The organism is Burkholderiales bacterium, assembly GCA_035560005.1.
Lineage (GTDB): Bacteria > Pseudomonadota > Gammaproteobacteria > Burkholderiales > Eutrophovitaceae > DASRFY01.
Genome location: DATMAN010000047.1, coordinates 44,335 through 59,554, shown reverse-complemented (window position 1 = coordinate 59,554; position 15,220 = coordinate 44,335). Strand labels below are relative to the sequence as shown.

The 15,220-nt window shown below is 65.8% G+C and carries 17 protein-coding genes and 2 tRNA genes; 2 read left to right on the top strand and 17 right to left on the bottom strand.

Going from position 1 to position 15,220, the window contains the following annotated elements; translation table 11 throughout:
• Window positions 1–142 precede the first annotated feature (142 nt).
• Both VNM24_06905 and VNM24_06900 read right to left on the bottom strand, forming a co-directional pair.
• The gene (locus VNM24_06905; protein HWQ38328.1) at window positions 143–988 is read right to left on the bottom strand and encodes a fumarylacetoacetate hydrolase family protein; all 846 of its coding nucleotides are present in this window, start codon (window positions 986–988) and stop codon (window positions 143–145) included.
• 112 nt (window positions 989–1,100) lie between these two features.
• Window positions 1,101–1,176 (bottom strand) — tRNA-Lys (locus tag VNM24_06900).
• Between the two features lie 433 nt (window positions 1,177–1,609).
• On the opposite strand from VNM24_06900, the gene VNM24_06895 reads away from it, so the two are divergent.
• Entirely contained in the window at window positions 1,610–1,882 is a 273-nt protein-coding gene (locus VNM24_06895) for a hypothetical protein (protein ID HWQ38327.1), read from the top strand.
• A 72-nt stretch (window positions 1,883–1,954) separates the two neighbouring features.
• Here the strand turns inward: VNM24_06895 and VNM24_06890 are convergent.
• From VNM24_06890 to VNM24_06820, 15 genes are all read right to left on the bottom strand, one after another.
• Window positions 1,955–2,030 (bottom strand) — tRNA-Lys (locus VNM24_06890).
• A gap of 92 nt (window positions 2,031–2,122) precedes the next feature.
• Window positions 2,123–3,289: a tol-pal system protein YbgF gene (gene ybgF, locus VNM24_06885; GenBank protein HWQ38326.1), complete on the bottom strand. Its 1,167-nt coding sequence runs from the start codon at window positions 3,287–3,289 to the stop codon at window positions 2,123–2,125.
• 65 nt (window positions 3,290–3,354) lie between these two features.
• Window positions 3,355–4,011: a peptidoglycan-associated lipoprotein Pal gene (gene pal / locus VNM24_06880; GenBank protein HWQ38325.1), complete on the bottom strand. Its 657-nt coding sequence runs from the start codon at window positions 4,009–4,011 to the stop codon at window positions 3,355–3,357.
• Window positions 4,008–5,318: a Tol-Pal system beta propeller repeat protein TolB gene (gene tolB / locus VNM24_06875; protein HWQ38324.1), complete on the bottom strand. Its 1,311-nt coding sequence runs from the start codon at window positions 5,316–5,318 to the stop codon at window positions 4,008–4,010. Before tolB ends, pal begins: the two co-directional genes overlap by 4 nt.
• Before the next feature lie 6 nt (window positions 5,319–5,324).
• Window positions 5,325–6,236, bottom strand: coding sequence for a cell envelope integrity protein TolA (locus tag VNM24_06870; GenBank protein ID HWQ38323.1), 912 nt, complete (start codon window positions 6,234–6,236; stop codon window positions 5,325–5,327).
• 29 nt (window positions 6,237–6,265) lie between these two features.
• Entirely contained in the window at window positions 6,266–6,679 is a 414-nt protein-coding gene (locus tag VNM24_06865) for an ExbD/TolR family protein (GenBank protein HWQ38322.1), read from the bottom strand.
• 2 nt (window positions 6,680–6,681) lie between these two features.
• A complete protein-coding gene (gene tolQ, locus VNM24_06860) occupies window positions 6,682–7,410 on the bottom strand; it encodes a protein TolQ (protein HWQ38321.1) in 729 nt (242 codons plus the stop codon).
• Window positions 7,411–7,523: 113 nt separating this feature from the next.
• The gene (gene ybgC, locus VNM24_06855; GenBank protein HWQ38320.1) at window positions 7,524–7,985 is read right to left on the bottom strand and encodes a tol-pal system-associated acyl-CoA thioesterase; all 462 of its coding nucleotides are present in this window, start codon (window positions 7,983–7,985) and stop codon (window positions 7,524–7,526) included.
• Window positions 7,970–9,016, bottom strand: a complete 1,047-nt coding sequence (gene ruvB, locus VNM24_06850; GenBank protein ID HWQ38319.1) for a Holliday junction branch migration DNA helicase RuvB — start codon at window positions 9,014–9,016, stop codon at window positions 7,970–7,972. Before ruvB ends, ybgC begins: the two co-directional genes overlap by 16 nt.
• A gap of 39 nt (window positions 9,017–9,055) precedes the next feature.
• Window positions 9,056–9,832: a hypothetical protein gene (locus tag VNM24_06845; protein ID HWQ38318.1), complete on the bottom strand. Its 777-nt coding sequence runs from the start codon at window positions 9,830–9,832 to the stop codon at window positions 9,056–9,058.
• A gap of 130 nt (window positions 9,833–9,962) precedes the next feature.
• Window positions 9,963–10,754 (bottom strand): hypothetical protein, encoded by a 792-nt coding sequence (locus VNM24_06840; protein ID HWQ38317.1) that lies wholly within the window; start codon window positions 10,752–10,754, stop codon window positions 9,963–9,965.
• Window positions 10,755–10,791: 37 nt separating this feature from the next.
• On the bottom strand, window positions 10,792–11,589 hold the full coding sequence (locus VNM24_06835; GenBank protein ID HWQ38316.1) for a hypothetical protein: 798 nt from the start codon (window positions 11,587–11,589) through the stop codon (window positions 10,792–10,794).
• Window positions 11,589–12,164 carry a Holliday junction branch migration protein RuvA gene (gene ruvA / locus VNM24_06830; GenBank protein ID HWQ38315.1) on the bottom strand — a complete coding sequence of 192 codons (576 nt, stop codon included), beginning with the start codon at window positions 12,162–12,164 and terminating at the stop codon, window positions 11,589–11,591. Before ruvA ends, VNM24_06835 begins: the two co-directional genes overlap by 1 nt.
• Window positions 12,161–12,679: a crossover junction endodeoxyribonuclease RuvC gene (gene ruvC / locus VNM24_06825; protein HWQ38314.1), complete on the bottom strand. Its 519-nt coding sequence runs from the start codon at window positions 12,677–12,679 to the stop codon at window positions 12,161–12,163. The genes ruvA and ruvC overlap by 4 nt, the downstream gene beginning before the upstream one ends.
• A gap of 94 nt (window positions 12,680–12,773) precedes the next feature.
• Window positions 12,774–13,502, bottom strand: a complete 729-nt coding sequence (locus tag VNM24_06820; GenBank protein HWQ38313.1) for a YebC/PmpR family DNA-binding transcriptional regulator — start codon at window positions 13,500–13,502, stop codon at window positions 12,774–12,776.
• Window positions 13,503–13,635: 133 nt separating this feature from the next.
• Here VNM24_06820 and VNM24_06815 point away from each other — a divergent pair, with 133 nt between their 5' ends.
• Window positions 13,636–15,117 (top strand): helicase HerA-like domain-containing protein, encoded by a 1,482-nt coding sequence (locus tag VNM24_06815; GenBank protein HWQ38312.1) that lies wholly within the window; start codon window positions 13,636–13,638, stop codon window positions 15,115–15,117.
• Window positions 15,118–15,220 lie beyond the last annotated feature (103 nt).

Below are 15,220 nucleotides of genomic sequence, written 5' to 3'. Positions count from 1 at the left end.
GCGCGAGCATGCGTGAACAACTGCGTTTCATTTTCGCCTCCTCCTGTCCAAGCGTTCTGGTTGGGTGGACCCACGGCTGCGCGGGCATTTGGCGCCACGCGTACAACGGATCGCCTTGCCGCGCGGTTGACCGGCGCTAGGTCTAGCGCACACGCCGGCGTACCGGATTGCGCAGCACACCCAGGCCTTCGATGCGGCATTCGGCGACATCTCCGTCCTCGATGACCACGGCACCGGGTGTTCCAGTGCTGATGATGTCGCCGGGGTACAGGGTTGCGACGTGCGAGTGAAAAGACAGCAGCTGGTAAGGCGGGAACGCCATATTGGCCACGACGTTTTCGCGGTGCAGCTTGCCGTTCCTGTAAGTGCCGACCTTCACGTTCAGGACGTCCGGCACTTCCTCCGGCGTGATCAATTCCGGACCGAAGGAAAAGAAGGTGTCGAAGTTCTTCGAGCGGGTCAGAAAGCGCGGATTTCTTTGCAGGATGTCCTCCGCGGTCATATCCAGGATCAGGCAATAGCCGGCGATGCAGTGCGCTGCTTCGCGTTCCGAGACAAAGCGACAGGTGCGGCCGATGATCACGCCGAGTTCGGCTTCCGCGGTCACGCGCTCGGACTCGGGCGGCAACTCGACCGTTTCTTCCGGGCCGATGATGGTGTTGTCGCACTTCATGAACGACGCCGGCTCGGTTGGAAAGGGCGCGTTCAAGTCGGCGGCGTGGTCGCGGTAGTTCAGGCCGATGCCGAGGATCTTGCGCGGGTGCCGGTACAGGGGGCCAAAGCGCACCGACCGCGGATCAAGCTTCACCGGCACGGCTTCCGCGTCGCGCTGCAGTTGCGGCGAGAGGCCGCGACCGATCAGGTCGTACAGGTCTTCTGCCCACGCCTTGCCCAAGTGACGGTTGATGGCGGACACCGGGACGATTCCGGTGCGCGTGACCACGGCGGCCTCTGCACCGTGCTCCCGGACGATCGTGCAAAGACGCATGAGACGCTCCTCGCAGCGGGCGTGAACGAAGGGGCGAGATTATACGTGCGCCGGCCCGCCAGGACAGGCCCCGCAAGAGCACAAAGGGGCGGTGAATGCCGCGCTTTTGATGTGGTGGGCCGTGAGGGATTTGAACCCCCGACCGTTGGATTAAGAGTCCACTGCTCTACCAGCTGAGCTAACGGCCCGCAGCGCGGCATTCTAGCAAACGTCCGCGGCAGGCCGGGCGGCGTGAACTTTCGCGGCGCTTTCTTGACAAAGCGCGCGCTGCCCATACATTCACTAGACAGCTTCGAGCAAGCCATGACACCCATCGAGTTCTTCTGCGCACGCACCCCCTGCGCGCCCGGCGCTCTGCCTGGGTGGGCAAGGCGCGTGCACCCGATGCTGGCGCGGCCGAAGCACCCGAGTCCCGGGCGGTTAGCCCGCCGCAGCGGCGCCTGATGTCCGACGGTCGTCCCGCCGGGCCGCGGCGGGATGCTCGACCGAGCCGTTCTCCAGATTCTTTGTTTCCGGTCACGCACCTTCCGCCGCTCGAAGCGACGCTGCACGACGCGCGCAGCCGGGCCTTGCGAAGCGATGGTGTTCCGCGAGGCACACGGAATCACAAAGGAGGCCGCCATGATCATGAACGACAAACTCAAGCGAATACTCGCGCGCAGGATGCGCGACGCGGTGGCAAACCCGCCCGAACGCGCGTTCGCGCGCGAACTGCTCGCCCGCGGCATGAGCGCGAACGAGGTGCAGCGTCTGGTAGTGCTCGACCCGTCGTTCGATATCGTGCCGTACGCCTTCCGCGTCGCGGTGGCGAACGAAGCGCGCCGGCTCGAAGGCGAGCGTCTGCTGGAAGGCGCGCGCCGCGCCGCGCGCGCGCGGCGCGGAATGCCTGCGTAGCATCGCAGCAGCCTCGCCTCGAAAAAAACGAAGGGCCAGCTCGCTGCTGGCCCTGCGCCGCTCGTCGCGACGTGGTAGGCGGTCGGGGATTCGAACCCCGGACCAACGGATTAAAAGTCCGCTGCTCTACCGGCTGAGCTAACCGCCCAAAAAAGGGGCGCATTTTAGCGGCCGGTCTCGGACACGGTCAACCAATCTGTTCTCTGTTTCGACGCAGTGGCGCGCACCCGGCGCAGCCGCTCAGCGCAAGCGGGCGAGCCGCTGCCGCGCTTTGTCTGCTGCCTCGCTGCTGGGATGCTTCGCTACCAATTCCTCCCACGACTTGCGCGCGGCAGCCAAGTCCCCCAACCCGAGCTCAGCGCTGCCCATGTTGAGCATCGCATCAGGCACCTTCGGGCTGTCGGGATAGGCGGCAATCAGCCGGCGCTGCGCCTCGAGCGCAGCTTTGTAGTCGCGCAACTGGAAATACGCATCCCCGATCCAGTACTGCGCGTTGGCCGCTAGCGGGTGCTGCGGATACTGCTGGAGAAAACCGACGAAACCGTTGATCGCACCCTGGTAATCTCCAGTGCGGTAACTGCTCAGTGCCGTCTCGTAGGCGCGCTGTGCGCCTTCGGAAGCAGCCGGCGCGGGATTCGACGCGGACACTACCGCAGGTGCCGGAGCATCGCTCCCCGCCGCGGTATTGACGGGAGGCGGTATTGCGGACTGTTGTGACTGCTCGAGCTTGCGCAGGCGCTCCTCGAGCGCACCGATGGCCTCCTGCTCCCTTTTCAGATTGGCGGCCATTGCCTGCTCCAGGCGCCGCATGCGGGTATCCAGGTCCAGGTACATGTCGCGCTGGCGCTTCTCGGCACTGGCAATACCGTGACCGAGTTCCTCGACCTTGCCGCGCAGCTTGTTCAACTCCGCGTTGAGAGTCTCCACCTGGTTGAGCAGCTGGATCATGCCGCGTCCGCCGGTCTGGCTTTCCGCTTGCGCGAGCCAGATACGCGGCTGCTCGCCTTCGCTCAGCGTCTGGGCCTGGGCGAGCACGTCCGCAACGCGGAAGGCGAGCTGCTGATGGCTCGCGCGAAACGTCTTCCATTTCGAGTCGAGACTGTCGCGGCGGTCGCGCAACGCCATGAAGCGGTTGTCCAATTCACGTTGCACCTCGTGCAGGCTGTCGTAGCGGGTCTGCAGGACCACGGATTGCTGCCGCAGCGACAAGCGCCAGCTTTCCATCGCGCGCGCCTGGGCCTGCAATTGCGCAAGCTGGCTCTGCTGGCGTGACAGCTGCACAGGCGCCTCCGGGTCTATCGCCGCGTGAGCGGCGCCGGCGCACAGCGTCAAAACAGCAAGGGGCAGCCAGCGCTGCCCCTTGATGACGTGAAGAGATGGATGAACGAACAACGCACGCTGACTCATCTCGTGGCCTCCCTGCGGCTCGCGCGGGTGAGCCGGTCAACCGCGCCGCGCAGCAATATCGGTGACTACTGCGGCTCGTTCAGATAAACGATGTCGCTGCGCCGGTTTTTCGCCCAGCTCTCCTCGTCCTGACCGAGGGCCACCGGCTTCTCCGCACCGAAGCTCACGGTTTCGATCTGCTTTTCGGCGACTCCCAGCAGCGCCATTGCGCGCTTGACGCTGTCGGCCCGCCGCTGCCCCAGCGCCAAGTTGTACTCCCGGCTGCCGCGCTCGTCGCAATTGCCCTGCACGACGATCTTCAGATTTGGATACTCCATGAGGAACTTGGCGTGCGCTTCCACGATCGGGACGTACTCTTCCTTGATGTCGTAGCGGTCGAAATCGTAATAGATGGACCGCTGGCTCAGCGGGCTGCCGGGCTCTTTCAGCTTGGTCCATGGATCGGCGCCCAACTGCGCGCCGCCCACGGTGCTACCAGTGATCGGACGGATGACCGGTTCTTCCGTGGCGGCTTGCTGGCGACGCTGCTGTTCCTCGAGCTGGCGCTTCAGCTCTTCCTGCTCGCGCAGGATCTGCGCCTGCTTGTCGGCCTCCGTCTGCGCGGTTGGCGCCTGGCCCTGCTCGTACAGATCGCGCTGCTCGATCTCGGCGCCCCGTTGTCCTTGGCTCGCGCAGGCAACGAGCAAGAAAAGCAGGAAGAGGCAAACGACTGCTTGTCTCATCGTTCAGACTCCTTTCGGCGATTGTCCAGAAGCGGTCCCCACGCCGGCTCGCGAATGTCGCCGGCCTGCGCGGTGATACGTTGCTTGATCCGACCATCGCTTGAGACGGCGGCTAATATACCACGCCCCCTTATCTCGGATGCATAGAGGATCATCTTGCCGTTGGGTGCAAAGGTCGGCGATTGATCGAGGTTTCCGGAAGTCAGCACCTGCACCTGCCGCGTTGCCAGATCCTGCACCGCGACGTTGAACCGGCCTTCGCTGCGATGAATGAACACGAAGGACTTGCCGTCGGGACTGTGCCGCGGCGTCACGTTGTAGGAGCCCTCGTAGGTCATGCGTTCGGGTTCCCCACTACCGTCCACCCGCATGCGGTAGATCTGCGGGCTGCCGGCGCGATCCGAAGTGAAGAGCAGATAGCGTCCGTCCGGCGAGAAGTTCGGCTCGGTGTCGATCGAGTTGCTGAAGGTCAGCCGCTCGAGGCCGCTGCCATCCGCGTGCATCAGGTAGATCTGCGAGGTCCCGTCTTTGGTCAGCGTCACGGCGAGGCGCCTGCCGTCCGGTGACCAAGCCGGCGCGGAATTGGAGCCTTCGAAGTTGGCCACCACCTTGCGCGTGCCGTCGAAGACGTTGAGCACATACACGATGGGTTTTTTCTGCTCGAAGGAAACGTAGGCGATGCGCGATCCGTCCGGTGACCACTGGGGGGAGATGATCGGCTCCTTGTAGCGGTGAACCACCTGCGGGCTGAAGCCGTCGGCATCGGCCACCTGCAGCTCGAACAACTCTCCGCTCTTGACCACGTAACAGATCTTGGTCGCGAACACGCCAATGTCGCCGGTCAGTTTCTCGTAGATCAGGTCGGCGATCTTGTGCGCCGTGAGCCGCAGCTGAGGCACGGCTACGGTGAAGGAATAGCCGAGCACCTGCGACTGCTTGGCGATGTCGAGCATGCGGAACCGGACCTCGAGCTTGCCGTCGGCGCGCTCGATGACCCGCCCGATCACCAGCGTCTGCGTGCCTTCGTTCTTCCAGTAGCGGTAATCGACCTCCGGGGCTTCGGTCGGGAACGGGCGCACGCTGCCGTGGCTGCCCAGCCGGAACATGCCGCTGCGCGCGAGATCCGCGGAGACGACCTGGCTCACACGCTGGGTGAAGCGATCCTCCCCGCCGAAGGGCAGCACGGTGATCGGGATCTGCTGCGCGCCTCCGCCGATGATTTCGATCGTCAATTGGGCGCGCGCAGCGCCGTTGAAAATCAGTGCAGCGGTCGCGGACAGTACGATGTGGGCCAGCAGTCTTGTCATCCTCGCTTACTCTCTGGGTTTGAACTTCAGCTCCAGTACCCGGAAGCTGCTCTGGAACAGGTTGGGGTCGCTTGGCACCGGCAGCGGTTGCGCCGCCAGGATCGCGCGCTCCACCGCGGCGTCGTAGGCCGGCGAGCCGCTGGAGCGCTTCAATACCGCGTGCAGCACGTCCCCCCCGGGAAGCAGCACGACCTCATAGACCGCCTGCGGGTTGCCCTGCAGGTTGGGCGGAATGACGACTCGGCCCTGGATCTTGGCGCGGATGCGGGCAACATAGTCGGCAACCTCGCGGTCGCGCGCCGCCCGAGCGTCGGCCTCCGCCTTCTGCCGCGCCTCCTCCGCTTCCCGTTGCCGGCGCGCGGCTTCCTCCCGGCGGCGCTGCTCCTCCAGGGCGGCCATGCGCTGCCGCTCCTCTTCCTGGCGCCGTTTCGCCTCCTCCTCACGCCGGAACTGCTCTCTGCGCGCCGCCTCTTCTTCCTCGCGCAGCTCCTCAGCCAGGCGGATCGCTTCCGCGCGCTTGCGCGCTTCCTCCTCCTGCCTGAGCCGCTGCGCCTCGGTGCGCTTCTGCTCTTCTTCCTCGAGGCGGCGCCTTTCGGACTCGACCCGCTTCTGCTCCGCCAGCCGCCTTGCCTCCTCCTCGTGCTGCTTGCGCTGTTTCTCCTTCAGTTCGATGTCCGCGGGCGTGGGCTTGGGCGGGGTCTCCACCTTCGGCGGCGCAGGCGCAACCTTCGGTTTCGGTTCAGGGGGCGCTGGCTTGGGCTCGCTCTTCGCCGGCGCGGGCTCCGGGCGCGGTTCGGGCAGTTCCTCCCAAAGGTCGGCGACGACCGGCAAGGTGACCTTCTTCTGCCAGCTGATTCCGAATACTAGCAGCGCGAAGAAGATCACGTGCACCGCCAGTGCGAGGACACCGGAAGCCACACGTCCAGGTTCTGAACCCGCACGTCGCATCAGCTCCTGGGATTCGCCAGCAATCCCACCCTCTTCACCTGGTTCTGCTGCAGCAGATCCATGACCTGCAGTACAGCTTCGTATCTCACGTTCCGGTCGGCGGAGATCACCACCGCCTGATCGGGCCGGTTCTTCTGTTTCGTCCTGACGATCTGCACCAGCTCCTCGCGGGCGACCGGGCGCTCCACTGCGGACACGGCGCGGTCCACGACCGAGAGCGCACCGCTCGCACGCACGATGACCTCCATGGGTTGCACGGGCGGATTGGAAGCCTTGCCGATCGTGGGCAGCTCGATGACTCCAGGATTGAGCAGGGGCGCGGTAACCATGAAGATGACCAGCAGAACCAGCATGACATCGATATAGGGCACGACGTTGATCTGGTTCATCAACCGGCGATGGCGGCGCAGCATGGTCAGGCTACCCCCTGCATCATCGGCATGTTCTGAGTCTGCGCCAGCACCGCAGCGTTGGCCTGGCGCTGCAGGATGTTGGAAAACTCTTCCATGAAGCTCTCGAAGCGGGTCGACAGCCGCTCGATGTGCCGCACGTAATGGTTGAACGCCACCACCGCCGGGATCGCGGCGAACAGTCCCATTGCGGTGGCCACGAGCGCCTCGGCGATGCCCGGCGCGACATGCGCCAGCGTGGCTTGGCCGACATTGGCCAGTCCGCGGAACGCGTTCATGATGCCCCACACGGTGCCAAACAGGCCGATGTACGGGCTCACCGAGCCGACTGTGGCGAGGAACGACAGGTGCGACTCCAGGTGGTCCATCTCCCGCTGGTAGGTCGCCCGCATCGCGCGCCGCGTCCCGTCCATCAATACGGCGAGACTGATGCCGGGCTGTTTGCGCAGCTTGACGAACTCGCGGAAACCGGATTCGAAGACGCGCTCCAGGCTGCCCGAGCTGGCGCGTGCGCTGGTCGCGGCCTGATAGAGCGTGCCCAAGTCGGCGCCGGACCAGAAGCTGCGCTCGAAATCGTCGGTACGCCGGACCGCCTGACGTACGACGAACATCTTGCGGAAGATGAACCACCACGAAGCCACCGACAGCACCAGTAGCACCGCCATGACCAGCTGAACCAGCACGCTGGCATTGGCCACGAGGGACAATAGCGAAAGATCCTGGCTGAGGTTCATGACACCTCTCTAAGAAACTGGAGACCGACCCGCATGCCGGGTCGGCTGCGAAGCCGCAACACGAACACGGCGAGCGCCGGCCCTGTTGACAGACGTTCGAGCCGACGGGCCACCTAGTGCCTCTCCCGAGCCGCGAACCGGCTATGCTCGCCGGCGCCGCCGGCCGCGGACAAGGCGGCGCGCAAAGGGGGCGGGATCGGCATCGGGCGCAACTGACCTGCGCTGACGCACGCGAGATTGACCGACGCGCGCACCAGCGGTTCCGTCCCGCGCCGCACCTGCTGATCCAGGGTGAGCTGCACCCGTCCCAGGTCCCGCAGCGCCGCACTCACCTGCAACACGTCCTCCAGGACGGCCGGACGGAGATAGTCGACTTGCAGCGCGCGCACGATGAACACGACACCGTGCTCGTGCATGAGCGCGCGCTGGTCGAATCCGAGGCTGCGCAGCCATTCGGTGCGTGCCCGTTCCAGGTAATCCAGATAGGTTCCGTGATACACCACTGCGCCCGCATCGGTGTCCCGAAAGTACACCCGAACTGAAACCGAGAAGGCGATCGCTAGTTCCCCCGCCACAAGTCGCCGCTGCCCTGCGGTACCGGCGCCGCGGGCGCCAGCCCCAGATGCCGGTACGCGCTGACCGTGGCGACGCGCCCGCGTGGCGTGCGCTGCAGATAGCCTTGCTGAATGAGAAACGGCTCGAGCACGTCTTCGATCGTATCGCGCTCTTCACCGATGGCTGCGGCCAAGCTGTCGATGCCGACCGGACCGCCCCCGAACTTGTCCATCACCGCCAGCAGCAGCTTGCGGTCCATGACGTCCAGGCCGCAGGCATCCACGTCGAGCATCGACAGGCCCGCGTCGGCCGTAGCGCGATCGACCACTCCGCCCGCCTTGACTTGCGCATAGTCGCGCACGCGGCGCAGCAGCCGGTTGGCGATGCGCGGCGTGCCGCGTGAGCGCGAAGCGATCTCCAGCGCCCCGTCGGGCGTAGTCTGGATTTCGAGCAGGCGCGCCGAACGCTCGACGATCCGCTGCAGCTCGGCGGCGTTGTAGAACTCCAGCCGGGACACGATCCCGAAGCGGTCGCGCAACGGATTGGTCAGCATGCCCGCACGGGTGGTAGCGCCGATCAGGGTGAAGGGCGGCAGATCCAGCTTGACGGAACGCGCGGCCGGACCTTCGCCGATCATGATGTCGATCTGATAGTCCTCCAGCGCCGGATACAGAATTTCCTCAACCACCGGCGACAGGCGATGGATCTCGTCTATGAAGAGCACGTCGTTGGGTTCGAGGTTCGTCAGCAGCGCCGCCAGATCGCCCGGACGCTCCAGGACGGGCCCCGAGGTTTGCCGCAGGTTCACGCCCATTTCGCGCGCGATGATGTGTGCCAGCGTGGTCTTTCCCAGCCCGGGCGGGCCGAACAGCAGCACGTGGTCGAGCGCTTCGGCGCGCTTGCGCGCCGCGGTGATGAAGATGGCCAGTTGTGACCGGATCTTCTCCTGCCCGACATACTCGTCGAGGTGTCGCGGACGCAGGGCCCGCTCAAATGCCTCTTCCTGAGGCGAAATCGGCGCCGTGGCGATCAGCCGGTCGGTCTCGATCATGGGGCGCCGCGCGCGCGGCTGCGCCGAGCGTGGCGAGCGTCAGCCGCGCGCATGCTTGAACTCTTCCACCAGGGGCTGCACACGCCCGATGCCGGCGTCCACCTCGCCGGGGACCGCCGCGGCCAGGTCCTCGATGCGCCGGCTCAGCAGGCCGGTGAGCTTGAGCACGGCCGTGACCAAGTATTTCTTGCCGAGCGGCGAAAGGGCGAAGCGCTGGCCTTCAGCGTTGGCTGCGCCCTCGATCGAGAAGCGCATCTCGCGATCCTCGTCATTCCAGAGCTGCTGCATGCGGCTGCGCTCTTCGTCGGCGCCGGGGACCTCCTTCAGTCTGCCCGCAAAGGACAACCGCATCATGACGTGGGTGGAAACCGTGTGATCGACGATGCGCACCTGTTTGCGCCCGACCTCGGAGCGGAAATGCGCCAGCAAGGCGTCGATCTCCTCGTCGCTGAACTCGCTGCGCGTCAGCTCCATCCAGAGGGGTTTCAGCCACTGCAGGCTGTCGAATTCCGCATCGATGCGCGACATGACCTGTTCCAGCACCGCCTCTTCGGCCTGCCGCCAGTACGGGCTGGCGGAATTCCAGCCGGCTCCCAGCCCGTGCTCCGCGCCCAGTCGCACCAGACGCTCGCGCACGGCAAGCAGCGCTTCCTGCTTCAGATAATAGCGCCCGATGGAGACGGAGGTCCTCAGATCGTGCATTGCGATCAGCGCTTCCATCTTGTGCGTCGGCTCGGTTTGCGCGACCCCCGGCGATCCCGCTGCCATTGCCATCGAGCCGGCAAGGCATAGCGCCCACCCATGCGCAACGTTCATGTTCTTTCCGTCCCCAAGGCGCATCGACACCCGCGGCATTATACCTACGGGACTCGCGCACCAAGTACCTAGAGGCCTGATTTTCCTGTCGTCCCGGAGCGACATCGGTGCGCGCTGCGCGCACGCCGGATCACGAAGCGGCGGCGAAGCCGTCGATCAAGGGTTGCACCTCGCTGCGGCCGCTCTGCATTTCGGTCTCGATCTCGCGCGCCATGGAATCGATGCGGCGCAAGATCTCGCCCAGCAGCGGGATGGCGAGCATCTTCCAGTATTTCAACCCCGGATCGCGGCCGATGAAGGCAAGGGTGTCCTCGAAGCGCGTGGTGAAATGCACGTCCTCCCGCGGCAGCCGTTCCTGCGCGGCACGCTGCAGGCGGCGCAGTTCTTCCTGCGCCCCCGGCATGTCGTATTGGATGCGCTCGGTGAAGGTATAGTTGAAGAGAACGAATTCGCCGAGAAACCAGTCCATCAGCCGGCGCTGCTCGCGCCCGCCCTCGGTGGCGAAATGGTCTGCGATGTGGTCCGCCTCCTCCCCCGAGAACGCCGCGCCGAGGTACGCCGACCATGCGTCGCGTACCCATATCTGGCTGTCGAATCGGCGCAGGAGCAGCCGCTCGGCGCGCTCGAGCAGCACGCCGCGCGCCTGCTGCCAGGCGGGTTGCCGGGAATCCCAGTCCATCCCGAGCCCCGCCTCGCGTCCCCATTGACCTATTAGCCGGTCTGCCGCCTTGATCGCCGACTGCTTCAGGAACAGTCGCCCCGCGCCGGCGATCAGGGTGAAATCGTGGCTGTCGATCAAGCGATCGATCGCCTCGCCCCGATAGCGTTGAGTCTCGTCCTCTTGGGCGGCCTCCTGCGCGGAAACCGGCGCTGCGAACGCCACGAGCAGCGCGCACACTCCCAGCCGGCAACGAATCGACATCGACGTTCCTCCCTCTGACGGCAAATCGGTGGCGCTCTTAGCTGCGCCGGGCCGCGCCGAGCGCGCGGGCGATGTGCGCATCGGCGCGATCGGCCCGTGACCGGATAAGCCGTCGCGCTTCCTCGGCCACCGTTTCCAGATGCACGTGCAGGGCATGCACGCCCTGCGTGACCATCATCTTGAAGTACTTCACGCCCGGGTCGCGGCTGGCAAAGCGCAGGGCGCCCGGATACTCGCTGAGATCGTAGATGCGGTCGAGCATGGCACGCTCGTAGGTTGCCTGCTGCAGGTCGCGCATCTCCGCCTCCGACCCCGGCACGCCGTAGCGCAGCCGCTCGGTGAACGTGTAGGTCTGCAGGGTCAGCTCGCCGACAAACCATTCGATCACGCGCCGCTGCAGCTCTCCGCCTTCGCTGGCGAAGTGCACCGCGATCTCGTCCGCTTCCTCGCCGCTGACGATGCGCATGACCGACTCGGACCAGGCTTGCTTGACCCATGCCGGGTGCGACACCTTGCGTTCGATCAGTGCATCGATCCCTTCCATCAGTTCGCGTTCCGCCGCCACCCACGTCGGATGATCGAGTTTCCACTCGGCACCGACGCCCGACGCGCGCCCGCGCTCGACCAGCAGTTCGCGCGCCGCCCGCAGTGCAGCCTGCTTGACATAGACCCGCCCGATTCTCACCGACAGCGTGGGGTCATGGCTTTCGATAATGCGCGAGACGGCATCGGCCTTGGCCGTGGCGGCATCCTCTTCAGCCGCCGGCACGCCCGCTGCCGCGCAGAGCATGAGGAGGCCGAGGATCCCCGGCCACGGCAACAGGCTCTGGTTCATCACACGACTCTCGACAGGAGTTTCAGAGCGTGGCGGATGGCTTCGGAGGTACTCAGCCCCGGCGGCAATGCAGACAGCGCGCGGGCTGCTTCCTTTTCGCTGTAACCGAGCGCGAGCAGGGCGTTTAACGCGTCGTCGTGCCGCGATGCGGGGTCGGGCACGGCCTGGCCCGGGACGTGCAGCTTGTCCTTCAGTTCGAGCAGCAGACGCTCGGCGGTCTTCTTGCCCACACCCGGAATCCGCATGAGGCGCGAGCCGTCCTGGGCCGCGATCACCTGCGAGAGGTCCTGCACCGACAGTCCCGAAAGCACCGCCAAGGCCGTGCGCGCGCCCACGCCGTTGACCTTGATCAGCTGCCGGAACGCCTGGCGCTCTTCCTCGGTGGCGAAGCCGAACAGCAGGTGGGCGTCCTCGCGCACCACGAGATGCGTGTAGAGGGTAACCCTCGCGCCGGTAGCCGGCAGCTGGTAGAGCGTGTTCATCGGAACATCCAGTTCGTAGGCCACACCGTTGACGTCCACCATTACCATCGGCGGGCGTTTCTCGAGCAGCGTCCCGGTGATCTTGCCGATCACCGCAATCTCCCGCGCTTCATCCGGTACCCGCCCGTGGACAGCACCCCAAGCCCGAGCCCGCCGTGCGCATGGCAGATCGCACAGGCCAGGGCATCCGCGGCGTCCGCGCTGGGCAAGCCCGGCAGCCGCAACAAACGTCGCACCATTTCCTGTACCTGCTCCTTTCTGGCGTGGCCGTTGCCGACCACCGCCTGCTTGACCTGCAGCGCCGTGTACTCCGAGACCGGCAGCCGGTGGTTCACGGCGGCGCAGATGGCCGCCCCGCGCGCCTGTCCCAGCAGAAGGGTGGAGGCTGGATTCACGTTGACAAACACCTGCTCCAGCGCGACGTGCTGCGGCCGACCCTCGGCGATTACCTGGCTGAGGCCCTCAAGGATCGCCTTGATGCGCTCCGGCAGTTCGGCCTCCGGTGTGCGGATGCAACCGCTCGTCACGTAGTTCAGGGAGTGCCCGGACTTCTCGATCAGCCCGAACCCCGTGACCCGCAATCCCGGATCGATGCCGAGAATCCTCACGCCGCCAGTCCACAACGGCGGCGCGCCCGCGGCGGCCTTGCGACGGGTGGGAGGTGAGCGCGCAAAGGATGAATGGCAAGTCTCCGGTCGCGGCTCAGCGCGCGTCGAACACGGCCGTGGTGTAGACCTCCTGCACGTCGTCGAGCGACTCGAGCGCGTCGAGCAGCTTCTGCATGCGCGCGGCGTCCTCACCGGTGAGGACGTTCTCGATCGTTGGCTTGAAGGTCACCTCGGCGAAGGCGGGCTTGAAACCGGCCTTGATGAGCCGCTCGCGCACGCTGGAGAACTGGGCGGGATCGGTGATGACCTCCAGCGAGCCGTCGTCGTTGCTGATTACGTCTTCGGCACCCGCATCGATCGCGGCCTCCATGAGCTTGTCTTCGTCGGTGCCGGGCGCGAACACCAGCTGGCCGCAGTGCTTGAACAGAAATGCGACCGAGCCGTCGGTGCCGAGATTTCCGCCGTGCCTGGTAAACGCGTGGCGCACATCGGCCACCGTGCGCGTGCGGTTGTCGGTCATGCAGTCCACCATCACCGCCGCGCCGCCGATGCCGTACCCTTCATAGCGCACCTCCTCGTAACTCGCGCCTTCCAGCTCGCCGCTGCCGCGCTTGATCGCGCGCTCCACCGTGTCCTTTGGCATGTTCTGGTCGAAGGCCTTGTCCATCGCCAGGCGCAACCGCGGATTGCTGTGCGGGTCGGGACCGCCGAGGCGCGCGGCGACGGTGATTTCCCGGATAAGCCGCGTGAAGATCCTGCCTTTCCTGGCATCGGCCGCGGCCTTCTTGTGTCGGATGTTGGCCCATTTGCTGTGGCCTGCCATAGCGCTTTCCGGATGTGCTCGATGTGGCCTGCTGCGCTGTGCACAACGCCCGTGATGCGATGCGAGATTCAGCGTAGGCGGCTGATATACTTCGTAAATTCTAACATGCGCCAAGACCCTCTCGATGCCCGTCATGCTGCAACCTCTGCCGATCGCCCGCTCTGACCACGATCTCTGCCTCCTGCCCGCCATGGCCAACCGTCACGGGCTGATCACGGGAGCCACCGGCAGCGGCAAGACCGTGACGCTGCAGGTCATGGCCGAAGCTTTCAGCTCGATCGGGGTGCCGGTGTTCACCGCGGACGTGAAAGGCGATCTTGCGGGGCTGTCGCAGCCCGGCGCGATGTCGCCCAAGCTCAAAGAGCGGCTCGACCGGCTGGGCTTGCCGGCGCCGCGCTTCGCGGCCAGTCCGGTCACGTTCTGGGATGTATTCGGCGAGCACGGCCACCCGGTGCGCACAACGGTCTCGGAAATGGGGCCGCTGTTGCTGGCGCGCATGCTGAATCTGAACGACACGCAGGCCGGCGTGTTGCAGATCGTCTTCAGGATCGCCGACGACAACGGCCTGCTGCTGCTCGACCTGAAGGATCTGCGCGCGATGCTGCAGCACGTGGGCGAGAACGCAAGACAGTACACCATCGAGTACGGCAACGTCTCCGCCGCCAGCATCGGCGCGATCCAGCGCGGCCTGCTCGCCATCGAGGCACAGGGCGCTCACCGGTTCTTTGGCGAACCGGCCCTCAACATCGCGGATCTGATGCAGACCGACGGGCAGGGTCACGGCGTAGTGAACGTCCTCGCGGCCGACCGGTTGATGGCCTATCCGAAAGTCTACGCCACGCTGCTGCTATGGCTGCTCTCCGAACTGTTCGAGGAGCTGCCCGAGGTCGGCGACCCGGACAAGCCAAAGCTCGTGTTCTTCTTCGATGAGGCGCACCTGCTGTTCAGCGAGGCCCCGCCGGTGCTGCTGGAGAAGATCGAACAGGTCGTTCGGCTGGTGCGTTCCAAGGGCGTGGGTGTGTACTTCGTCACCCAGAACCCGCTCGACATTCCCGATGCGGTGCTCGGTCAGCTCGGCAATCGCGTACAGCACGTGCTGCGCGCCTTCACCCCGCGTGACCAGAAAGCGGTGAAGGCCGCCGCCACGACGCTGCGCGCCAATCCACGGCTGGACGTCGAGAAGGCGATCATGGAGCTCGCGGTGGGCGAGGCGCTGGTCTCGCTGCTCGACGAAAAAGGCACTCCATCCATGGTAGAGCGCGCCTGGGTTCTCGCGCCCGGAGGCCGCATCGGCCCGATAACTGCTGCCGAGCGCGCCGCGTTGATAAGAGACTCCCTGGTGGCCGGTATCTACGATCAGCCGGTGGATCGCGAATCCGCGCATGAAGTGCTCAGGGCGCGCCGCGCACAGCTCGAAGCGGCGACTGCGCCTGCGGCCCCCTCAGCCCCCGCGGGTGGAGGACTGCTCGGGAGCGTGCTCGGCGGCGGGCGCCGTCAAGGTGCAGGCGAAGCGCTGGTCACGAGCGCGGCGCGCGCGATCGGCGCGGAGGTCGGCCGCCGCATCATCCGCGGCGTCCTGGGCTCGATTCTCGGCGGGAGCGCCCGCAGGCGCTGAACACGCCTTCTGGCGGCCACCGGCGACTCGGCACGGATTGAGAGTTGAACAAAGCACGCCGTCTCGCGCTCTAACGCTGGCAAGTCACGGTTCAGCACTCCGG